The organism is Ralstonia sp. GX3-BWBA, assembly GCF_003290055.1.
Lineage (GTDB): Bacteria > Pseudomonadota > Gammaproteobacteria > Burkholderiales > Burkholderiaceae > Ralstonia > Ralstonia holmesii.
Genome location: NZ_QMKS01000009.1, coordinates 119,667 through 140,472, shown reverse-complemented (window position 1 = coordinate 140,472; position 20,806 = coordinate 119,667). Strand labels below are relative to the sequence as shown.

Here is a 20,806-nt window from a genome sequence, read left to right as displayed (position 1 = left end):
ATACTGGTAGTGCCTGCGGTGGCGTAGGGACGTGCAGTATCGGAGGCCGCCGCAGGTTGCTTTGTGTTGTTCCATCCATAACGAGAAGGAGACGCAATGAAACCAACCCGAACGGCGCGCCTGCGACGGCACGTCTTCGCAAGCAACCTCATCGCGGCCGGTGCCGTGCTGCTGGCCGGCTGCGGTGTGCTGAGCGCTTGCGGCGGCAGCAATGATGGCAACAACGTGCCGGGCAATACCAAGCCGGCCTTTGCCGGCAAGGTGACCATCAACCGGTACGACGGCGTGTCCGACGATCTGTTGACCGCCGGCCTGGGCGCAAGCGGCCTGGCTTCGGCCACCGCGCCGACCATCGCCAACCCGGCAGCGCCCACGGCAGCTGAGCTGCGTCGCCTGGCGATCTATGCCAACTACCGTGCGCTGGTCGACACGGCAGCCAAGGGCGGCTACGGCACGCTTTATGGCCCGAACGTCGATGCCAGCGGCAACGTCACACAGGGCTCCGGCATGATCGCTGGGACGGAATACGTGACGTACTCCGACGACGGCACAGGCCAGCAGAACGTGGTGCTGCTCGTGCAGATTCCGGACAGCTTCGACGCCAACAACCCCTGCATCATCACCGCCACCTCGTCGGGCTCGCGCGGCATCTACGGCGCGATTTCCACCGGCGAGTGGGGCCTCAAGCGCAAGTGCGCCGTTGCCTATACCGACAAGGGCACAGGTGCTGGCCCGCACGATCTGGCTACCGACACCGTCGCCCTGCAGGACGGCACGCGCACCACGCGCAGCGCAGCCGGGTCCAACGCGCACTTTGCCGCGCCGCTCACCAGCAGCCAGTTGTCCGCGTTCAATGCCGCCACGCCGAACCGGCTGGCGTTCAAGCACGCGCATTCGCAGCGCAACCCCGAGAAGGATTGGGGTCTGTTCACGCTGCAGGCCGTGCAGTTCGCGTTCTGGGCGATCAACGACAAGATCGCGGGGACGAGTGGTGCGCTCATTGGCAGCGCGTTGCCGGTGCGTCCGGACAACACCATCGTCATCGCGTCGAGCATCTCGAACGGCGGCGGCGCGGCCATTGCGGCTGCCGAGCAGGACACCGGCGGGTGGATCGACGGGGTGGCCGTCGGCGAGCCTGGCCTGAACCTGCCGCCCAATACCGGTGTGCAGGTGGTGCGCGGTGGCACGACGCTGCCGACCACCGGCAAGCCGCTGTTCGACTACGTGAGCTACGCCAATGTATTCCGGCTCTGCGCGGCGTCGTCTGCGAGCGTTGCCACCGCACCGGCGCAGGCGTTCTTTACGAGCCTCACGACGTTCCCGGCTGGCGCGCAGGCTAATCGCTGCGCAGCGCTCAAGGCGGCCGGGCTGCTGACGTCCACCACGGCGGCTGCCCAGGCTGACGAAGCCCTGCAGAAGATGCGCGCCTATGGCTGGGAGCCCGAGTCGGACCTCGTGCACGCGTCGATGTCGTTTTACGAGATCGACCCATCGGTGGCGACCACGTTTGGCAACGCACTCTCGCGCGCCAGCGTGATCGACAACCTGTGCGGGCTGAGCTTCGCGGCAACTGACGCGTCGTTCCATCCGACGGCGGTGAACGCCACGGCGCTCGCGCAGATGGCGGCGCTTGGCAACGGCATTCCGCCCACCTCCGGCGTGCAGCTCGTCAACAACAACGCGCAGGGCGGCCCGACGCGCAGCAACCAGTCGGTGGACTCGACCGGCACGCAGGCCGCCAACCTCGATGGCGCGCTGTGCCTGCGCAACCTGCTGACAGGCGCCGATGCCGCCTCGCAATCGCTGCAGACGGGGATCAGCCAGACGCTGCGCACGGGCAATCTGCAGGGCAAGCCCGCGCTGATCGTGCAGGGCCGCAATGACGCGCTACTGCCGGTCAACCATGGCTCTCGGCCGTATCTGGGGCTGAACGCCAAGGTGGAGGGCGGCTCGAGCAAGCTGTCGTACATCGAGGTGATGAACGCGCAGCATTTCGACGGCTTTATCGACCTTGTGCCCGGCTATGACGCGCTGTTCGTGCCGCTGGTGCTGTATGAGCAGCGCGCGCTGGACGCCATGTACGCGAACCTGAAGAACGGCACGCCGTTGCCGCCGTCGCAGGTGGTGCGTACGACTCCGCGCGGTGGCACGCCCGGTGCCGCACCGGCCATCAATGCGGCAAACGTGCCGAACTTCACCAGCACGCCAGCCGCGGGCGACCGCATCTCGGTGAGCGTGTCGGGCGGTGTGGCGACGGTATCGGTGCCCAACTGATGCGCTAGCCGGGACGGTTTTGACGCACTTGGGACGGCGGCGTGGCCAGCAGGCGCGCCGCCGTTTGTTCTGGCGCAAATCTGCATCAAAACTCGCGTTTCCCTGCTTGAAAAGCCACCGAAGCTCCCTATCTTTCGGAGCAGTGAAACATTTTCCGCAAGGGGTTTTTAATGCGTTTGGACAAACTGACGACCCGCTTCCAGGAAGCGCTGGCCGACGCGCAGAGCCTGGCGCTGGGCAACGACAATCCGTACATCGAACCCGTCCACCTGTTGCTGGCCATGCTGCGCCAGCCGGATGGCGCGACCAAGAACCTGCTCGCCCGCGCGGGCGTGAACACGGGCGCCCTCGACACGGCGCTGGACCGTGCCATCAAGCACCTGCCGCAGGTGCAGGGCGGTGAGCAGGTACAGGTCGGCCGTGATCTGGGCAACCTGCTGCAGCAAACCGAGAAGGAAGGCATCAAGCGCGGCGACCAGTTCATCGCCAGCGAGCTATTCCTGCTGGCAGCTGCTGACGACAAGGGCGAAGCGGGGCGCATTGCGCGCGAACACGGCCTGTCGCGCAAGCCGCTCGAAGCCGCCATCGACGCCGTGCGCGGCGGCCAGACCGTCGGCAGCGCCGAAGCCGAAAGCCAGCGTGAAGCGCTCAAGAAGTACACCATCGACCTGACTGAGATGGCCCGGATCGGCAAGCTCGACCCCGTCATCGGCCGCGATGATGAAATCCGCCGCGCCATCCAGATCCTGCAGCGCCGCACCAAGAACAACCCGGTGCTGATCGGCGAGCCGGGCGTGGGCAAGACGGCCATCGTCGAAGGCCTGGCGCAGCGCATCATCAACGGCGAGGTGCCTGAAAGCCTGAAGAACAAGCGCGTGCTAGTGCTCGATATGGCGGGTTTGCTTGCCGGTGCCAAGTACCGTGGCGAGTTCGAGGAACGCCTGAAGGCCGTGCTCAACGACATCGCGAAGGAAGAGGGCCAGACCATCCTCTTCATCGACGAGATCCACACCATGGTGGGCGCGGGGAAGGCCGAGGGCGCGATGGACGCCGGCAACATGCTCAAGCCGGCGCTTGCGCGCGGCGAGCTGCATTGCATCGGCGCGACCACGCTGGACGAATACCGCAAGTACATCGAGAAGGATGCCGCGCTGGAGCGACGCTTCCAGAAGGTGCTCGTGGGCGAGCCGAGCGTGGAGGCGACCATCGCCATCCTGCGCGGCCTGCAGGAAAAATACGAACTGCACCACGGCGTGGAGATCACCGACCCGGCGATCGTGGCCGCGGCGGAACTCAGCCACCGCTACATCACCGACCGCTTCCTGCCGGACAAGGCCATCGACCTGATCGACGAAGCAGCGGCGCGCATCAAGATGGAAATCGACTCGAAGCCCGAGGCGATGGACAAGCTCGACCGCCGCCTGATCCAGCTCAAGATCGAGCGCGAGGCCGTCAAGAAGGAAACCGACGAAGCCTCGCAGAAGCGCCTGGAGCTGATCGAGCAGGAAATCGAACGCCTGCAGAAGGAATACGCCGATCTGGACGAGATCTGGAAGGCGGAGAAGGGCGCCGCGCAGGGTGCGGCGACGCTCAAGGAAGAGATCGAAAAGATCAAGCTTGAGATCGCCAAGCTGCAGCGAGAAGGCAAGCTCGACAAGGTGGCCGAGTTGCAATACGGCAAGCTGCCCGAACTGGAAGGCAAGCTCAAGGCCGCCACTGCCGCCGAGTCTGCCGGCCAGAAGCAGCCGAACAAGCTACTGCGCACGCAGGTGGGTGCCGAAGAGATTGCCGAAGTCGTCAGCCGTGCCACCGGCATCCCCGTGTCGAAGATGATGACCGGCGAGCGCGAGAAGTTGCTCAAGATGGAAGACCGCCTGCACGAGCGCGTGGTCGGCCAGGACGAGGCCGTGCGTCTGGTGTCGGACGCCATCCGCCGCTCGCGCGCCGGCATCGCAGACGAGAACAAGCCCTACGGCTCGTTCCTGTTCCTGGGCCCGACGGGCGTCGGCAAGACCGAGCTGTGCAAGGCGCTGGCCGGCTTCCTGTTCGATTCGGAAGAGCACCTCATCCGCATCGACATGAGCGAGTTCATGGAGAAGCATTCCGTGAGCCGGCTGATCGGCGCGCCCCCGGGCTATGTCGGCTATGAGGAAGGCGGCTACCTGACCGAAGCCGTGCGCCGCAAGCCGTATAGCGTGGTGCTGCTCGATGAAGTGGAGAAGGCGCACCCGGACGTCTTCAACGTGCTGTTGCAGGTGCTGGATGACGGTCGCCTGACCGACGGCCAGGGCCGCACGGTGGACTTCAAGAACACGGTGATCGTGATGACGTCGAACCTCGGCTCGCAGCTCATCCAGCAGATGGTGACCGAACCGGCGGATGTGATCAAGGGTGCGGTGTGGCAGGAAGTGAAAACGCATTTCCGGCCCGAGTTCCTGAACCGGATCGACGAGGTGGTGGTGTTCCACGCGCTGGACCAACGCAACATCGAATCGATCGCGCGCATCCAGCTCAAGCGCCTCTCGGCACGTCTGGCGCAGATGGACTTGGCGCTGGAGATCAGCGACGAGGCGGTCGCCAAGCTGGCATCGGCGGGTTACGACCCGGTGTTTGGGGCACGGCCGTTGAAGCGGGCCATCCAGCAGCAGCTTGAAAATCCGGTGGCACGGATGATTCTGGAGGGCAAGTTTGCCCCGAAGGATGTGGTGCCGGTGGATTATCGGGATGGGCAGTTCTCGTTTGATCGGGTTGTGCACTGAGGCTACGTTAGCGCTTCGAAAAGCCGCTCTGGGTTCGCCAGAGCGGTTTTTTTTTGTGCTTTGTTTGTGGTGCATCCCTTGTTTCACCCCCTGCCGGGGGCGACTCACTTTCTTTGTCTTGCCAAAGAAAGTAAGCAAAGAAAGGCGCGCCCGAGATGGCGACTTCCCCTTGAATTTATGTCGCAGAGAGGGGAAGGGAAAAACTCGCTGCGCTCAGACAGTTTCCCTTCCTTTTTCCTCTCTGCAACAGAAATTCAAGGCGCCATCTAGGGCAAGGTACGGCCACACCATCGAAGCACAACCGCAGTAGTGGGATGTGCGGCAAGACGCGAGGCAAAGCAGTAAGAACAGGTTGAGATAGCGAGCGAAGCGAAGCAGCACACCGCACGAAACGAAACTCCGACAGGACACGCAAACCACCGGTTTGGTCGTTGACGTTCCTGCCCTTGATGGCGCCTTCAATTTTCGTAAGCGGGCGGAAAAAAGGCGGGGAACTGTTTGAGCGCAGCGAGTTTTCCCCGCCTCCGCCCGGTTACGAAAATTGAAGGAGTCTTTCGCCATCTCGGGCGCGCCTTTCTTTGCTTACTTTCTTTGGCAAGACAAAGAAAGTGAGTCAGCCCCGGCAGGGGATGAAACAAGGGATGCACCACCAACAAAAAAAAGACCGCCCCCAGGCAAGCAAGCCCCGCACGCCACCACAAAACCCGACCCCAAGGGCTCCAGGTAGCCCCCGACGCCGCGACTCCAAAACCCTCAAGCCCCACCCCAAAACCCTCAACCTCCACCCCAAAACCCTCAACCTCCACCCCAAAACCCTCAACCTCCACCCTCCAAGGTTCAACCTCCACCCTCCAAGGCTCGAACTTCACCCTCCAAGGCTCGAACTTCACCCTCCAAGACTCGAACGCCACCCCAAAACCCTCGCTCTCGCCCCTCCGACATTCAAATCGCCCGACAAAATCAGCCAGCCTCGACCCTCCAACACTCAAGCGTCACCCAAAAACCCTCAAGCTCCACGCTCCAACACCCAAGCTCCACCCAAAAACACTCGACCCAACGTCTCTCCAAGGCCCGGCCTCTACCCAAAACCCCCGGAGTCCCGCTGTCCGAGGCCTAAGCTCGGCTCTTTAACACCCAAAGCCGAGGGTTTGACCCTCAAGCGCCACGCTCGCCCCCCCGCCTGAAGCCCTTTGCCCCGCATCCGCGCAGCCCCAATCCCCGCCTTTATGCAAAAACCGATGAACATTCCCTGAAACCATTCGTTCCCCGTACAAGACCCCGTCGGTAGTCTTGCTCCTATTCCAAATCCATCAGAGATCAGAAACGGAGCCTGCAAGATGATTCGCAAGTTTGTTTTCAACACGCTGGTACGTGCTACGGCGGCTGCCATCGTGGCGGGGGGAACCGTGGGTGCGCATGCGGCAACGACGCTGCTGAATGTGTCGTACGACCCGACGCGCGAGCTGTACAAGGAAATCAACGCCGAATTCGCCAAGAAGTGGAAGGCTGAAACGGGTGAGGACATCACCCTGCGCGCTTCGCATGGCGGTTCGGGCAAGCAGGCGCGGTCCGTGATCGACGGGCTGGATGCCGATGTGGTGACGCTGGCGCTGGGCTACGACATCGACGCGATCGCCGAGAAAGGCCTAACGGCTAAGGACTGGCAGAAGCGCCTGCCGCACAACGCCTCGCCGTACACCTCGACCATCGTCTTCCTGGTGCGCAAGGGCAACCCGAAGGGCATCAAGGATTGGAGCGACCTGGTCAAGCCGGGCATTGCCGTCATCACGCCCAACCCGAAGACCTCCGGTGGCGCACGCTGGAACTACCTTGCCGCCTGGGCCTATGCGCTCAAGCAGCCGGGCGGCTCGGATGCGACGGCCAAGGGCTTCGTGCAGAAGCTCTACAAGAACGTGCCGGTGCTCGATTCGGGCGCGCGCGGTGCGACCACCACCTTTACCGAGCGTGGTATCGGCGATGTGCTGATCGCGTGGGAAGACGAGGCGTTGCTGGCCTCGCGCGTGGAGGGCAAGGACAAGTTCGACGTGGTGGTGCCGTCCATCTCCATCCTGGCCGAACCGCCGGTGGCGGTGGTGGACAAGGTGGCCGACAAGAAGGGCACGCGCAAGGCTGCGGAGGCGTATCTCAAGTTCCTGTACTCGCCGCAAGGGCAGGAGATTGGCGCAAAGAACTTCTATCGCCCGACCGACCCGGCAGTGGCCAGGAAGCACGAGAGCGAATTCCCGAAGGTGAAGCTGGTGACGATCGACGACACGTTCGGCGGCTGGCAGAAGGCGCAGAAGACGCACTTTGCCGACGGTGGTCAGTTTGACCAGCTCTATCAACCGGGCAAGTAAGACCCAAGCGACGCAACAACATCGAGTGATCCGCATCATGCAAATCCTGACCATTTCCGGCAGCCCTTCAGCGCAATCGCGGTCTGCGCGCTTGCTGGGCCACGTGCGCGCGCAACTCGAACGCGCCGGCGAGCGGGCGGATCACCTGGATCTGCGCAGCCTCCCAGCTGACGCCTTGCTCGGCGCGCAGGTCTCCGACCAGGCCATCGCCGATGCGGTGGCGCGGGTGGAAGCGGCCGAGGTGGTGATCCTGGCCACGCCGGTCTACAAGGCGGCCTACAGCGGCTTGCTGAAGACGTTTCTCGATCTGCTGCCGCAGAGCGGACTGCGCGACAAAGTTGTGCTGCCAATCGCCACCGGCGGCAGCCTGGCTCATACGCTGGCGATCGACTACGCGCTGCGCCCGGTGCTGACGGCATTGGCTGCGCGCTCGATCCTGCCGGGCATCTTTGCGGTCGACTCGCAGATCGTCGTGGCCGATGACGGCGTCACGGTCGACCCATCCCTCCAACAGCGCCTGGACGACGGCGTGGAGCGCGTGCATCAGGCGCTTGCGCTGGCACGGCATCCGACCGTGGCGCAGGTGATTGTCTCCAGCCGCAGCGCCGCACGTGCCGCCGCACTGATCCACGCCCAGGCCGACACTGGGCGAATGCGATGTCTGGCGTGATGCGCTGAACGCGCCGCCTTACACACGCAGCCAACTTTTTCCCGTTGTTGTCACGCCGCGCAGCCTCTGCGCGCGGATCGTGCCGCCCATACACACCGCATCCACCAATTTCGCCATGAACACCCACTCGCCTCTGCGCAGGACTTTGACCATCGCCGCCACGCTGCTTGCCACGCTCGGCGCCCCTGCCGCATTCGCCAACAGCGATGCACCGCCCCCGACCGCCGCCAAACAACTGCGCATCGGCTATCAGAAATACGGCACGCTGACCGTGCTCAAGGCACGCGGCACGTTGGAAAAGCGCCTTGCCGCACAAGGCATCGAAGTGAAGTGGACGGAGTTTCCCGCCGGCCCGCAGTTGCTGGAAGGCCTGAATGTGGGTGCCATCGATTTCGGCACCACGGGTGAAGCGCCGACGATCTTCGCGCTGGCTGCCGGGGCCCATCTTGTCTACGTCGGCAACCAGCCGCCCGCGCCGGCCGGCGAGGCGATCATCGTGCCGAAGAATTCGCCGCTCAAGAGCGTGGCCGATCTCAAAGGCAAGCGCGTCGCCTTCAACAAAGGCTCGAACGTGCATTACCTGCTGGTGAAGCTGCTGGAAAAGGCCAATGTGCCTTACAGCGATATCCAGCCCGTGTACCTGACACTCGCCGATGCGCGTGCCGCCTTCGAGCGCGGCGCCATCGACGCGTGGGTGATCTGGGACCCGTTCTTTGCCGCGGCCGAACAGCAACTGGGTGCGCGCGTGCTGGCCGATGGCACGGGCGTGGTCAACAACTCGCAGTATTTCCTGGCATCGAAAGGCTATGCGGGTGCCCGGCCCGATGTGCTGAACATCGTGCTCGATGAACTGAAGAAGACCGACACCTGGGCGGCTGCAAACGCGGCGGACGTGGCGACCATCCTGGGCCCGCAACTGGGGCTGGAGCCGGCCGTGGTGGCGCGTTCGGTGTCGCGCATTGCGTACGGCATCCAGCCCGTGGGCGCCGAGGCGTTGGCTGACCAGCAGCGCATTGCCGATACGTTCCACGCGCTCAAGCTGATTCCGCGCCCCGTCAAGGTGGCCGATTCTGCGTGGCGGCCCACCACGCAGCAAGCCGCGCGCTGATTGCCATGAGCATCGATACCCAACGCCGCCGTCTGTTGAGCGCTTCCGTGGCGGGCGCATCGCTGGCCACCTTCGGCCCGGTCGCGCACGCCGCCAATGCCGCCGCTGCCGCAACTGCGCAGGCGGGCCTACCCAAGGTGACGCCGCCCGCGCAACTGCGCATCGGTTTCCAGAAGAGCGCGGTCAACCTCGTCATCGTGAAAGAGAACCGGGCGCTGGAGCAGCGCTTTCCGGGCACCAAGATCAACTGGCTGGAGTTTCCCGCCGGGCCGCAGCAGCTTGAAGCGCTGTCCGCGGGCAGCCTCGATCTGGCCATCACGGGCGATACGCCGCCGGTGTTCGCGCAGGCGGCGGGCAAGGACCTGCGCTACGTGGGCGTGGAGCCGCCCAAGCCGGATAGCTCGGCCATCCTCGTGCAGCAGGATTCGACGCTCAAGACGCTGGCCGATCTGAAGGGCAAGCGCGTGGCCCTGCAGAAGGGTTCGAGCGCGCATTTCCTGATCGTGCAGGGCTTGCAGAAGGGCGGGCTGAGCTTTACCGACATCCAGCCCGTGTATCTCACGCCGGCCGATGCGCGTGCCGCCTTCGAACGCGGCAGCGTCGACGCCTGGGGCATCTGGGATCCGTACTACGCCGCCACGGAACTCGCCATCAAGCCGCGCGTGCTGGCCACCGGGCGCACGCTGTCGTCGAACAACTCGTTCTACTTCGCGCCGACGGCCTTTACCGAGAAGCACGGCGACACCATCGCGGCGATCTTCGCGGAGCTGTCGCGTGCTGACCGGCTCGTTCAGGAGAACCGCAAGGAAGCTGCGCAGCGCATTGCCGATTTTTCCGGCCTGTCGCTGGCGACGGTGCACCTGTTCCTGTCACGACGGCCGCCTTCACCCGTGAGGCCCGTCACGTCCGTAGCGGTGGCCGAGCAGCAGCGTGTGGCCGATGCCTTTCATGGGCTGGGGCTGATTCCACGCCCGGTCAAGCCGATCGAGCTGGTCTGGCATCCGACGCCCGCACAACTGGCGATTGCCCAACGCTGAATACGATTCACGATTCGAGGAGTTGTCATGCAAGTTTTCTGGTTCATCCCGACGCACGGCGACAGCCGCTATCTCGGCACCGCCGAGGGCGCCCGCCAGGTCGATCACACCTATCTGCAGCAGGTGGCCGTGGCCGCCGATACGCTCGGCTACGAGGGCGTGCTGATTCCCACCGGCCGTTCGTGCGAAGACCCGTGGATCGTGGCCGCCAGCCTGATCCCGGTGACGAAGCGTCTGCGTTTTCTGGTCGCGGTACGCCCGGGGCTGATGGCGCCGACGCTGGCTGCGCGCATGGCTGCCACGTACGACCGTCTGTCGAATGGCCGCTTGCTGGTCAACCTTGTCACGGGTGGTGACCCTGCAGAATTGGCCGGCGATGGCCTGTTCCTGGACCACGCGCAGCGTTATGAAGCGTCGGAAGAGTTCATCCGCATCTGGCGCGAAACACTGGCGGCAAGCCATGAAGGCGCTGCGGTGGATTACACCGGCAAGCACCTCAGCGTGAAGGGCGCAAAGGTGCTGTATCCGCCAGTGCAGCGGCCGCATCCGCCGGTGTATTTCGGCGGGTCGTCGGAAGCGGCGCATGAGCTGGCAGCGGAACAGGTCGACACGTATCTCACCTGGGGCGAACCGCCTGCCGCCGTGGCGGAGAAGCTGGCCGACGTGCGGGCGCGTGCTGCCAAGCATGGCCGCACCGTGCGCTTCGGTATCCGTCTGCACGTGATCGTGCGGGAGACGGAAGACGAGGCCTGGGCTGCCGCCGACAAGCTCATCAGCAAGCTCGACGACGACACCGTTGCGCGTGCGCAGGCGGCTTTCCGCAAGATGGATTCGGCCGGCCAGCAACGCATGGCTGCGCTGCATGCCGGCGGCGTCAAACGCACGCGCGCCGATCTGGAGATCAGCCCGAACCTGTGGGCGGGTGTGGGGCTGGTACGCGGCGGTGCCGGCACGGCGCTCGTGGGCGATCCGCAAACCGTGGCGGCACGCATGCAGGAATACGCCGAGCTGGGCATCGATACGTTCGTGCTGTCCGGTTATCCGCATCTGGAAGAGGCCTACCGCTTTGCCGAACTGGTGTTCCCGCTGCTGCCGCGCTCGGTGCGCGACAAGCTGCCCGGCAACGTGCTCAACGGGCCGTTTGGCGAGGTGATCGCCACCGGCATCGTGCCCCGCGTGTCGGCAAGCTGAGCCGGAGGCAGGGTAATGGCATCCGCATCGAAATCGAAGGCAAACACCTTCCTGCGTACCGCCCGGCAACGACTGGCGCCGTGGATCGTGCCGCTTGTGCTGTTGGTGCTGTGGCAGGCCTCTGCGCAGTGGGGCTGGCTGTCGAACCGCATCCTGCCGGCGCCGCTGGACGTGGCGAAATCCGCTGTTGCGTTGGCGCGTTCAGGCGAGCTGTGGACGCACGTGGCGGTCAGCACATGGCGCGCGCTGTTGGGTTTTGCCATCGGCGGTTCGTTGGGGCTGGCGCTGGGGCTGCTGACCGGCACCTTCCGCACGGCCGAGACGCTGCTCGACACCACGCTGCAGATGGTGCGCAACATCCCCGTGCTGGCGCTGATTCCGCTCGTGATCCTGTGGTTCGGCATCGATGAGTCGGCCAAATTGTTCCTCGTGTCGCTGGGCGTGTTCTTCCCGATCTACCTGAACACGTATCACGGCATTCGCTCGGTCGATCCGGCCCTGGTGGAAATGGCACGCAGTTATGGCCTGTCGCGTGCGCAGTTGTATCGCGAGGTGATCCTGCCCGGAGCGTTGCCGCAGATCCTGGTGGGCGTGCGTTTCTCGCTCGGCCTGATGTGGGTGACGCTGATCGTGGCGGAGACGGTTTCTGCGCAGGCGGGCATCGGCTACATGACGATGAATGCGCGCGAGTTCCTGCAGACCGACGTCGTGTTGCTCGGCATCCTGCTGTATGCGTTGCTTGGCAAGCTGGCGGATTGGTTGTCGCGCGGGCTGGAACGTTACTGGCTGCGCTGGCACCCCGGTTATCAAGCAGCGGCCTGAGGCTGAATTGGAGAGACGCATGCAAAGCAACGCCACTGAACATGCCGCGCTGGCCGGCACCGCCTTGCACATCGAACACGTCGTCAAGCGTTACGGCGATCGTGAAGTGCTGCACGGCATCGATCTGGACATCACGCCGGGCGAGTTTGTCGTTATCGTCGGGCGCAGCGGCTGCGGCAAGAGCACGCTGCTGCGGCTGATTGCCGGGCTGGAAGGCATTGACGATGGCCATCTGCGCCGCGACGGCGCAGCCGAAGACGGCCTGCACGACGATGCCCGTGTGATGTTCCAGGACGCACGCCTGCTGCCCTGGAAGAAGGTGCTCGACAACGTTGCACTCGGGCTGCCGAAAGCGCAGCGCGCTCAAGCCGCTGAAGTGCTCGCACAAGTGGGGCTGGCCGAGCGGGCAGGGGAATGGCCGGCACGCCTGTCGGGCGGGCAGCGCCAGCGTGTGGCGTTGGCGCGCGCGCTCGTGCATCGACCGCGCCTGCTGCTGCTGGACGAACCGCTGGGTGCGCTGGACGCGCTCACCCGCATCGACATGCAGAACCTCATCGAAGGCCTGTGGCAACGCCTTGGCTTTACCGCCGTGCTCGTCACGCACGATGTGGCCGAAGCGGTAGCGCTGGCCGACCGCGTGGTGCTGATCGAAGACGGCCGCATTGCGCTGGATGAACGCATTGATCTGCCGCGTCCGCGCCATCGTGGTTCGCCCGCGTTTGCGCGGCTGGAAGAAGCCATCCTGAACCGCGTGATGCAGCGCAAGATCGATCCGAGTGAAGTGACCGATGTGCGTTCGCACACGGCGTGGGCATCACCCTTTGACGTGTCCGCCACTGCCGTGCGCTGGGCCGTGTGAGCCGGCGAAACCCGTTCTCCTGAAAACATTCATTGGCACGTAGTGCCGTTGTCATCTAAGAAGGAACATCATGAGCATCCAAGCGATTAACGTACGCAACCAGTTTCGCGGGCAGATCAAAGAGATCATCCGGGGCGACGTGCTCTCGGAGATCGACGTGGAGACCCCGGCCGGCATCGTCACCTCGGTCATCACCACGCGCTCGGTCGACAACCTCGGCCTCAAGATCGGTAGCGAAGTGGTTGCGCTGGTGAAGGCGACTGAAGTGTCGATCGCCAAGTTGTGACGGGGGAGGAGGAGGCGACTTTTTTTCAGGAGCCCATCCCGATGAGTCTGATGCACACCACCGCAGTCGCACAATTTCTCGGCACGCTGCCGAGCGCCCCGACGCCGGACCGCCAGTTGTGGCGCGACGCCGCCGGCCGGGTGCAGGGCCAGTTCTTCCATTGCGCGCTCACCAGCCTGTTTGAACCGGTCTGGCAGCTTGCCGCCGATGGCGCGCTCGCACCCGCCGGCCACGAAGCGCTGATGCGCACCTGGACACGCGACGGCGATCTCGGCCTGAACCCGTGGAAGGTGTTTTCGCTGGCGTCGGACGACGGCACGCTGGTCGAACTGGATCGCCTGTGCCGGCTCGTGCATACGCTCAACTACTTCTCCCGCACCGACGCGCAGCGGCTTGTTGTGAACGTGCACGGCCGGTTGCTCGCGGCGGTGGCTGCGGACCACGGCAAGGCGTTCCATCGCGCGGTGACGGCGCTCGGGCTGCATCCCGATCAGTTCGTCATCCAGGTGCCGTCCACGGCCAATGACGATCTGGGACTGCTGCTGTTCGTGGTGGACAACTACCGGCGCAACGGCTTTGCTGTGGCGGTGCAGGCATCGGACCCGGCAGAAGCGGGCGCGCTGCTCGTGCATGCCAAGCCCGCCTATCTGAAGCTCGATGCCCGGCGTGAATGGCGCACGCGGCACGTGGTGTCGCTGGCCGATTCCGCACGTGAGCTGGGCGTGACGCTGGCATTGCGCCGTTGCGAACGCCCGAGCGATCTGGAACTGGCACGGGCCGCCGGTATCGCCTATGTGCAGGGCAGCATCCTGCCCGCAGCCGAGCCCGAGCCGGACGCTGTACCCGCGCCACTGGTGATACCGATGGCGCAGGCGCCGCTGGTGCAGCAGCAGTGCGCCGGCATTTCTCTCACGCAATGAGCACGACCCCATGGCACGCAGCGCACCCGTAATCGCATCGGACGCACCAGCCTGGCAGTGGCCGGCAGACGCCGTCATCCTGACCGTTCCTGGTTTGCATGGCAGCGGCCCCGGCCACTGGCAGACGCGTTGGGAGCATCGGTTTCCAAACTGGCGCCGCGTGGAGCAGGCCGACTGGTCAACGCCCGACCTGCCGCGCTGGTCTGCCCAGGTGGGCGAAGCAGTGCACGCGGCGCTGGCCGAGCGCCCGCCAACGCGCACGCGGCGCCCCGTGATCTTGGTGGCGCATAGCTTCGGCTGCCTGGCGGCGCTGCACTGGACGGTTCAGACAAAGGAAGCGGTGGCTGCGGTGCTGCTGGTCGCGCCGGCTGATCCCGATAAATTCGGTGTGCGCGATCTGCTTCCGGACCACGCTTTGCCGTTTCCTGTCACGCTCATTGCCAGCCGCAACGACCCGTGGATGCCGCAAGGCAGCGCCATCGACTGGGGCGCGCGCTGGGGCGCCGAGTTCATTGACGCTGGCGAGGCCGGCCATATCAACGCTGACTCCAACCTCGGCGACTGGGACGCTGGCTTGACGGTGCTCGATCGCCTGATCGGCCGTGCAAGTGCACAAGACACCACCCGCGACGGCGCCGACTGGCAAGCCCAGTGGGATGTCTTACCGAGCACTCCTTATATCTAAAACGATGATGCACATGCGCAAATATTCGTTTTCGTCATAAGAACAGTTCGCCACAATCGGTTCATCTGCATATCGGCCGCAGTGTTTTTTCCCTGCGGCCATTTTTATCGGTGCGCTGATGAGCCTGTCTTCTGCGTTTTCTTCCGCCAAGCGGCGTAAGCCTGCCAATGTGCTGCCCGGTTTCGGGCTGGCACTGGGCTTTTCGCTGCTGTACCTCGCGCTGATCGTCCTGATTCCGCTGTCGGCGACCGTCCTCAAGACGTTCACCATGACGTGGGATGCATTCTGGACCACCGTCACCGCGCCGCGCGTGGTGGCGTCGTACAAGCTGACCTTTGGCGCATCGCTGATCGCGGCAGTGATCAACCTCGTGTTCGGGCTGATCGTGGCATGGGTACTGGTGCGCTATCGCTTTCCGGGCAAGCGGCTGATCGATGCGCTGGTCGATCTGCCGTTTGCGCTGCCGACTGCGGTGGCCGGCATCGCGCTCACCGCGTTGTACGCGCCGAACGGCTGGATCGGCTCGCGACTGGAGCCGCTGGGCCTGAAGGTCGCGTTTACGCCGCTGGGCATCGTGGTGGCGCTCACGTTCATTGGGCTGCCGTTTGTCGTGCGCACGGTACAGCCGGTGCTCGAAGATCTGGAGGCCGAGTTGGAAGAGGCGGCTGCCAGCCTTGGCGCCACGCGCTGGCAGACCTTCATTCGCGTCGTCCTGCCGACCTTGCTGCCTGCTTTGCTGACGGGTTTTGCGCTGGCCTTTGCGCGTGCCACAGGCGAGTACGGCTCGGTCATCTTCATCGCCGGCAACATGCCAATGGTCTCCGAGATCACGCCGCTGATGATCTATTCCAAGCTGGAGCAGTTCGATTACGCGGGCGCCACGGCCATTGCCGTCGTCATGCTCGGTCTCTCGTTCACGCTGCTGCTGGTGATCAACCTGCTGCAGGCCTGGACGCGCCGACGCGGCAATCGCAACGACGCCATCGAGCGCGCACCCGAACCCTTGACCGCCAATGCGGCAGCAGGAGCCTGACATGGCCGGTACTGTTTCCCGTCATCTTGGTCACGCGCAGGCTGTTGGCCGCCGTGGCGCCACCGCAGAATCGGCCTGGGTGCGGACCACGCTGATCCTCGTATCGTTCGTGTTCCTGGCGCTGTTCCTGTTCGTGCCGCTGGCGAGCGTGTTTGTCGAAGCGTTCAAGAAGGGCATCGTCGTGTATCTCGAAGCGCTGGTCGAGCCGGATGCGCTCTCGGCCATCGTGCTCACGCTCACGATTGCGGCGATTGCCGTGCCGCTGAACGTGGTGTTTGGCGTGGCGGCGGCGTGGGCGATTGCCAAGTTCGAGTTTCGCGGCAAGAACCTGCTGCTGACGCTGATCGACTTGCCGTTCTCGGTGTCGCCCGTCATTGCCGGGCTGATCTACGTGCTGCTGTTTGGCGCGCAGGGCTGGTTCGGGCCTTACCTGTCCGACCACGACTTCAAGGTCATCTTTGCTGTGCCGGGCATTGTGCTGGCCACCGTGTTTGTCACGTTCCCGTTTGTGGCGCGCGAGCTGATTCCGCTCATGCAGGCGCAGGGCAGCGAAGAGGAAGAGGCCGCCATCGTGCTTGGCGCTTCGGGCTGGCAGACGTTCTGGCGCGTGACGCTGCCGAACATCAAGTGGGGCCTGCTGTACGGTGTGATCTTGTGCAACGCGCGGGCGATGGGCGAGTTCGGCGCGGTGTCGGTGGTGTCGGGCCACATTCGCGGGCTGACCAACACGATGCCGCTGCATGTGGAGATTCTGTACAACGAATACAACTTTGCGGCCGCGTTTGCCGTGGCTTCGCTGCTGACATTGCTCGCGCTTGTAACGCTGGCACTGAAGACGCTGGTCGAATGGCGCAGCCGCCGCGAGCTGGCCGATGCAGATGCCGGCGTGGGTGAAGGCCCGGGCGCACGCGTTGCACCGTCCTCATCGATTTCGAATTCGCACGTCTCCGTGCAATCTCCGCTGGAGGTGAACGCAGCATGAGCATCCAGGTTCAACACATCACCAAGCGCTTCGGCAATTTTGTTGCCCTCAACGATGTCTCGCTCGATTTCAAGCAGGGCGAACTGACCGCGCTGCTGGGCCCCTCGGGCTGCGGCAAGACCACGCTGCTGCGCATCATCGCGGGGCTGGAGCATGCGGATTCGGGCAGCATCCATCTGAATGGTGAAGACGCATCGGACCAGCATGTGCGCGAGCGCCAGGTGGGCTTCGTGTTTCAGCACTACGCGCTGTTCAAGCACATGACGGTGTTCGAAAACGTGGCGTTCGGCTTGCGCGTGAAACCGCGTGCGCAGCGGCCAAGCGAAGCACAGATCCGCGCGAAGGTGAAAGAGCTGCTGGAGCTTGTGCAGCTTGACTGGCTGGCTGATCGCTACCCGCCGCAACTGTCGGGCGGGCAGCGCCAGCGCATTGCCCTGGCGCGCGCGTTGGCGGTGGAGCCGCGCGTATTGCTGCTCGACGAGCCGTTCGGCGCGCTCGATGCCAAGGTGCGCAAGGAGTTGCGCCGGTGGCTGCGCCGCCTGCACGACGATCTGCACGTCACCAGCCTGTTCGTGACGCACGATCAGGAAGAAGCGCTGGAAGTGGCCGACAACGTGGTGCTGATGAACCGCGGCGAGGTAGAGCAGGTCGGCAGCCCCGATGCGGTCTACAACACGCCGGCCACGCCGTTCGTCTACGGGTTCCTCGGCAACGTCAATCTCTTCCATGGTCGCCTGGAAGAAGGCGAGGGCGGAAGCGTGCTGCACGTGGGTGATTCAGCCATTGCCGTGCCGTCGGGTGGTGTCGATTCTTCGCGTGCCGATCAGGCGGTGGCCTTCGTGCGCCCGCACGAAATCGACTTGGAGCGCTACGCGCCAGGAGCCGAGGGCATTCCCGTCATGCTGCGCCGGGCGCTCACGCTTGGCGCCATTGCCCAGCTTGAGCTGGAGCGCGAAGACACCGACGACATCATCGAAGTCTCCCTGCCCATCGAGCGCTTCCGCGCCGAGGGCTTCCGTGAAGGCGAAACACTGGTGGTGCGCCCGCGCGCCATTCGCGTGTTCGCGCAAGGTGCACGGCCGGCCGCCGCGCAGCCGACCGCATAACGCGCCGCTCCGACGACAACCAATACGAGAGGACACGAGCCATGAACTTCCAGCAACTGCGTTCCATCCGCGAGGCGGTGCGCCGCCAGTTCAACCTGACCGAAGTTGCCAACGCGCTGTACACGTCGCAGCCCGGCGTGTCGCGGCAGATCCGCGAGCTGGAGGATGAGCTGGGCGTGGAGATTTTCGAGCGCTACGGCAAGCGGCTGACGGGCTTGACCGAGCCGGGCCGCGAGATCGTGCGCATTGTCGAACGCCTGCTGCTCGAAGCCGAAAACCTGCGCCAAGCCGGCGAGGAATTCTCCGGCCGACAATCCGGCCGCCTGACCGTGGCGACCACGCATACGCAGGCCCGCTATGCGCTGCCGAAGGTGGTGCAGTCGTTCCGCAAGGAATATCCGCACGTCACGCTGGCGCTGCAGGAGGCATCGCCCTCGCACATCGTCGAACTGCTGCTGACGGGCCAGGCCGATATCGGCATCGCTACCGAGGCGGTGGCCAACGAGCCGGGGCTGACGTCGTTCGAGGCGTACCGCTGGCGTCACGTGCTGGTGGTCAGCCCCGACCATCCGCTGACGAAGAACCCGCTCCCTACGCTCGAAGACGTGGCGCAATACCCGCTCATCACTTACGACGCGGGTTTTACGGGCCGCCGCAACATCGACGCTGCATTTGCAGGCGCCGGACTGCACCCGGAGATTGTGCTGACCGCCATGGACGCGGACGTGATCAAGACCTATGTGGCGCTGGACGTGGGCGTGGGCATCATCGCCTCGATGGCCTACGACGGACGCAAGGACGACAACCTCGTCTGCATTGGCGCAGATCACCTGTTCGAGCCGAATACCACGCGCGTGGCGGTGCGCCGTGGCGCATATCTGCGTGGCTATGCGCATGACTTCATCGGGATGTTTGCGCCGCACCTCTCCCGTGACACGGTGGCGGAGGCCGTGGCGTCCACGGTGTTGTCGCAGTCCGCACGGGAGGCGCTGGCGGCTTAACGGTTGCGTGGGCGGCGCCGGTGGCGCGCCATTCATCCGCTCAATGCCGCCATTCGTCGCATGCCTGTGGCGCCCGCCCGGGCGTCGTTCCTATACTGCGGACATCCTCGGTTCCACCAGAGACCGCCATGTCCGCCGTGCCTTACACCCCAACTTCCCCATCCGTTGAATCCGACGGCGCTCTGCTGCGCCGCGCTCGACGCCGCGCCGGCGCGCGCCTGGGGTTCCGCATTCACCTACTGTCGTTCCTGGCCGTGAACGTCGGGTTGGCGGCGATTGCGTTGTCGCGTGGGCAGTTCTGGTTTGTGTGGCCGCTGCTGGGCTGGGGGTTTGGCCTGGCTGCGCACGGGCTGAGCCTGGCCTGGAGCCAGGGCCACGGCTACCAGCGCATGGTCGATCAGGAACTCGCCCGTTTGCGCGAGCAGGCCGGCCGCCGGTGATGCGGGAAACCCCACGCTTCAACGCCGGGGAGCCGTCCGGTAAGATCGCCCGCATGTTTGCCAATGTGTCCTTCCCTTCGCTTGCCGATTGCGTTCACCTTGCCCGGCGCTGGGTGATCCGCTACGCCGTCATCATCGTCATCAATACGCTGATCGCGGCCGTGCTTGCGTTCGGCATCCGGCCAGAAGAGACCTTCTGGAAAGACTTCGTTTTCAGCCAGGCGATCGGGTTGTCGATGTTCTCGCTGATCGGCATACCGCGCCATGTGCTCTGGGGCGACGGCCCGCCCAACAAGAAGGTGTTTCCGTGGGTCATCGTGGGCGCGGTGCTGATCGGTGTGCCGTTCGGCCAGTGGATCGCGCGGACGATCCTCTGTCTGAACAATCCGCACCCGGAACCCTGGCGCGCCGACAGCCTGCGCATGAGTTTCATCATCGCCATGCTGGCTGCGCTTGGCGCAACGTATTACTACTGGTCGCGCGGCAAGCTGGCCGCATTGCAGCGCCAGGCTGCGCTCGATGCGCTGGAGCGGGAAGAAGCCGAGAAGCAGGTCGTGCGCGCGCAACTGATGGCGCTGCAGGCGCAGATCGAGCCGCACTTCCTGTTCAACTCACTCGCCCACGTGGATGTGCTGATCGCACGGGACCCAGCCGCCGCGCGGCGTTTGCTGCAGCATTTGATCGGCTTTTTGCGCAGCTCGCTCTCGCACGCACGCGCCGAGCAGTGCACGCTGGCGCAAGAGTTTGCGCTGCTGCGCGCGTATCTCGACATCCAGGCGTTGCGCTTTGGCAATCGCCTGCGTTTCTCCTTGGCGCTGGACGATGCCATCGCCAACATCGTCATCCCGCCGATGCTGATTCAGCCGCTGGTGGAAAACGCCGTGGTGCACGGCATCGAGCCCGCGCGCGAGGGCGGGGAGATCGCCCTGTCTGCTCGCCTGGCTGCCGGCAGCGAGGGCGAGCGGCTCGTGCTGGAAGTGCGCGACACGGGTGTCGGTTTCGGCAACGACGGCGCCACGGGCTCCGGGCTGGGGCTCACGCACGTGCGTGAACGCTTGTCGCGTCTGTTTGATGGCGACGCACGCCTGACAATTACGGAGACCGTGCCGCACGGCGTGACGATCATCGTCGAATTGCCGCTGGCGCACGAAGCGGCGCCTGCACCGTCTCAAGCCGACGCGCCGGAATGGCGCTGCCGCTTTTCTCGCTCAACCTCCCGCTCAACCGCCAACGCCACCGGCGCGCTCTCATCGCGCGCATCCGCCGGAACCTGATC

The 20,806-nt window shown here is 64.7% G+C and carries 18 protein-coding genes; all 18 read left to right on the top strand.

Going from position 1 to position 20,806, the window contains the following annotated elements:
- The first annotated feature begins 96 nt into the window (after positions 1 to 96).
- The 18 genes from DOD19_RS08140 (at position 97) to DOD19_RS08045 (ending at position 20,804) form a co-directional block, all read left to right on the top strand.
- The gene (locus DOD19_RS08140) at positions 97 to 2,274 is read left to right on the top strand and encodes a 3-hydroxybutyrate oligomer hydrolase family protein (RefSeq protein WP_112185058.1); all 2,178 of its coding nucleotides are present in this window, start codon (positions 97 to 99) and stop codon (positions 2,272 to 2,274) included.
- 170 nt (positions 2,275 to 2,444) lie between these two features.
- Positions 2,445 to 5,033: an ATP-dependent chaperone ClpB gene (gene clpB / locus DOD19_RS08135; protein WP_112185056.1), complete on the top strand. Its 2,589-nt coding sequence runs from the start codon at positions 2,445 to 2,447 to the stop codon at positions 5,031 to 5,033.
- A 1,337-nt stretch (positions 5,034 to 6,370) separates the two neighbouring features.
- The gene (locus tag DOD19_RS08120; RefSeq protein ID WP_024975863.1) at positions 6,371 to 7,390 is read left to right on the top strand and encodes a sulfate ABC transporter substrate-binding protein; all 1,020 of its coding nucleotides are present in this window, start codon (positions 6,371 to 6,373) and stop codon (positions 7,388 to 7,390) included.
- Positions 7,391 to 7,427: 37 nt separating this feature from the next.
- Positions 7,428 to 8,060: an NADPH-dependent FMN reductase gene (ssuE, locus tag DOD19_RS08115; RefSeq protein ID WP_024975862.1), complete on the top strand. Its 633-nt coding sequence runs from the start codon at positions 7,428 to 7,430 to the stop codon at positions 8,058 to 8,060.
- Between the two features lie 115 nt (positions 8,061 to 8,175).
- On the top strand, positions 8,176 to 9,168 hold the full coding sequence (locus DOD19_RS08110; RefSeq protein ID WP_112185054.1) for a sulfonate ABC transporter substrate-binding protein: 993 nt from the start codon (positions 8,176 to 8,178) through the stop codon (positions 9,166 to 9,168).
- Positions 9,169 to 9,173: 5 nt separating this feature from the next.
- A complete protein-coding gene (locus DOD19_RS08105; RefSeq protein WP_112185979.1) occupies positions 9,174 to 10,205 on the top strand; it encodes an aliphatic sulfonate ABC transporter substrate-binding protein in 1,032 nt (343 codons plus the stop codon).
- 27 nt (positions 10,206 to 10,232) lie between these two features.
- Complete coding sequence (gene ssuD, locus DOD19_RS08100) at positions 10,233 to 11,396, top strand: FMNH2-dependent alkanesulfonate monooxygenase (protein ID WP_024975859.1); 1,164 nt, start codon at positions 10,233 to 10,235, stop codon at positions 11,394 to 11,396.
- Positions 11,397 to 11,411: 15 nt separating this feature from the next.
- Positions 11,412 to 12,218, top strand: a complete 807-nt coding sequence (gene ssuC / locus DOD19_RS08095; RefSeq protein ID WP_024975858.1) for an aliphatic sulfonate ABC transporter permease SsuC — start codon at positions 11,412 to 11,414, stop codon at positions 12,216 to 12,218.
- A gap of 19 nt (positions 12,219 to 12,237) precedes the next feature.
- Entirely contained in the window at positions 12,238 to 13,077 is an 840-nt protein-coding gene (locus tag DOD19_RS08090; RefSeq protein WP_112185052.1) for an ATP-binding cassette domain-containing protein, read from the top strand.
- Between the two features lie 70 nt (positions 13,078 to 13,147).
- Positions 13,148 to 13,363, top strand: a complete 216-nt coding sequence (locus tag DOD19_RS08085; protein ID WP_024975856.1) for a molybdopterin-binding protein — start codon at positions 13,148 to 13,150, stop codon at positions 13,361 to 13,363.
- Positions 13,364 to 13,404: 41 nt separating this feature from the next.
- Entirely contained in the window at positions 13,405 to 14,283 is an 879-nt protein-coding gene (locus tag DOD19_RS08080; RefSeq protein ID WP_112185050.1) for an EAL domain-containing protein, read from the top strand.
- Positions 14,284 to 14,293: 10 nt separating this feature from the next.
- Positions 14,294 to 14,968 (top strand): alpha/beta fold hydrolase, encoded by a 675-nt coding sequence (locus DOD19_RS08075; RefSeq protein ID WP_024975854.1) that lies wholly within the window; start codon positions 14,294 to 14,296, stop codon positions 14,966 to 14,968.
- 118 nt (positions 14,969 to 15,086) lie between these two features.
- Positions 15,087 to 16,001 (top strand): sulfate ABC transporter permease subunit CysT, encoded by a 915-nt coding sequence (gene cysT, locus DOD19_RS08070; protein WP_112185048.1) that lies wholly within the window; start codon positions 15,087 to 15,089, stop codon positions 15,999 to 16,001.
- Between the two features lies 1 nt (position 16,002).
- A complete protein-coding gene (gene cysW / locus DOD19_RS08065; protein ID WP_112185046.1) occupies positions 16,003 to 16,983 on the top strand; it encodes a sulfate ABC transporter permease subunit CysW in 981 nt (326 codons plus the stop codon).
- Positions 16,980 to 18,089 carry a sulfate ABC transporter ATP-binding protein gene (locus tag DOD19_RS08060; protein WP_024975851.1) on the top strand — a complete coding sequence of 370 codons (1,110 nt, stop codon included), beginning with the start codon at positions 16,980 to 16,982 and terminating at the stop codon, positions 18,087 to 18,089. The genes cysW and DOD19_RS08060 overlap by 4 nt, the downstream gene beginning before the upstream one ends.
- A gap of 41 nt (positions 18,090 to 18,130) precedes the next feature.
- The gene (locus DOD19_RS08055) at positions 18,131 to 19,090 is read left to right on the top strand and encodes a CysB family HTH-type transcriptional regulator (protein WP_024975850.1); all 960 of its coding nucleotides are present in this window, start codon (positions 18,131 to 18,133) and stop codon (positions 19,088 to 19,090) included.
- Positions 19,091 to 19,218: 128 nt separating this feature from the next.
- The gene (locus DOD19_RS08050; RefSeq protein WP_112185044.1) at positions 19,219 to 19,530 is read left to right on the top strand and encodes a 2TM domain-containing protein; all 312 of its coding nucleotides are present in this window, start codon (positions 19,219 to 19,221) and stop codon (positions 19,528 to 19,530) included.
- Positions 19,530 to 20,804 carry a sensor histidine kinase gene (locus DOD19_RS08045; protein WP_112185043.1) on the top strand — a complete coding sequence of 425 codons (1,275 nt, stop codon included), beginning with the start codon at positions 19,530 to 19,532 and terminating at the stop codon, positions 20,802 to 20,804. Before DOD19_RS08050 ends, DOD19_RS08045 begins: the two co-directional genes overlap by 1 nt.
- Positions 20,805 to 20,806 lie beyond the last annotated feature (2 nt).

Bases quoted from the DNA above. Each gene is read 5' to 3' on its own strand.
- DOD19_RS08090 (WP_112185052.1), top strand. From the start codon at position 12,238: ATGCAAAGCAACGCCACTGAACATGCCGCGCTGGCCGGCACCGCCTTG.
- ssuC (WP_024975858.1), top strand. From the start codon at position 11,412: ATGGCATCCGCATCGAAATCGAAGGCAAACACCTTCCTGCGTACCGCC.
- ssuD (WP_024975859.1), top strand. From the start codon at position 10,233: ATGCAAGTTTTCTGGTTCATCCCGACGCACGGCGACAGCCGCTATCTC.
- DOD19_RS08060 (WP_024975851.1), top strand. From the start codon at position 16,980: ATGAGCATCCAGGTTCAACACATCACCAAGCGCTTCGGCAATTTTGTT.
- DOD19_RS08045 (WP_112185043.1), top strand. From the start codon at position 19,530: ATGCGGGAAACCCCACGCTTCAACGCCGGGGAGCCGTCCGGTAAGATC.
- cysT (WP_112185048.1), top strand. From the start codon at position 15,087: ATGAGCCTGTCTTCTGCGTTTTCTTCCGCCAAGCGGCGTAAGCCTGCC.
- DOD19_RS08075 (WP_024975854.1), top strand. From the start codon at position 14,294: ATGGCACGCAGCGCACCCGTAATCGCATCGGACGCACCAGCCTGGCAG.
- DOD19_RS08105 (WP_112185979.1), top strand. From the start codon at position 9,174: ATGAGCATCGATACCCAACGCCGCCGTCTGTTGAGCGCTTCCGTGGCG.
- DOD19_RS08110 (WP_112185054.1), top strand. From the start codon at position 8,176: ATGAACACCCACTCGCCTCTGCGCAGGACTTTGACCATCGCCGCCACG.
- DOD19_RS08080 (WP_112185050.1), top strand. From the start codon at position 13,405: ATGAGTCTGATGCACACCACCGCAGTCGCACAATTTCTCGGCACGCTG.
- DOD19_RS08140 (WP_112185058.1), top strand. From the start codon at position 97: ATGAAACCAACCCGAACGGCGCGCCTGCGACGGCACGTCTTCGCAAGC.
- DOD19_RS08085 (WP_024975856.1), top strand. From the start codon at position 13,148: ATGAGCATCCAAGCGATTAACGTACGCAACCAGTTTCGCGGGCAGATC.
- DOD19_RS08050 (WP_112185044.1), top strand. From the start codon at position 19,219: ATGTCCGCCGTGCCTTACACCCCAACTTCCCCATCCGTTGAATCCGAC.
- cysW (WP_112185046.1), top strand. From the start codon at position 16,003: ATGGCCGGTACTGTTTCCCGTCATCTTGGTCACGCGCAGGCTGTTGGC.
- DOD19_RS08120 (WP_024975863.1), top strand. From the start codon at position 6,371: ATGATTCGCAAGTTTGTTTTCAACACGCTGGTACGTGCTACGGCGGCT.
- clpB (WP_112185056.1), top strand. From the start codon at position 2,445: ATGCGTTTGGACAAACTGACGACCCGCTTCCAGGAAGCGCTGGCCGAC.
- ssuE (WP_024975862.1), top strand. From the start codon at position 7,428: ATGCAAATCCTGACCATTTCCGGCAGCCCTTCAGCGCAATCGCGGTCT.
- DOD19_RS08055 (WP_024975850.1), top strand. From the start codon at position 18,131: ATGAACTTCCAGCAACTGCGTTCCATCCGCGAGGCGGTGCGCCGCCAG.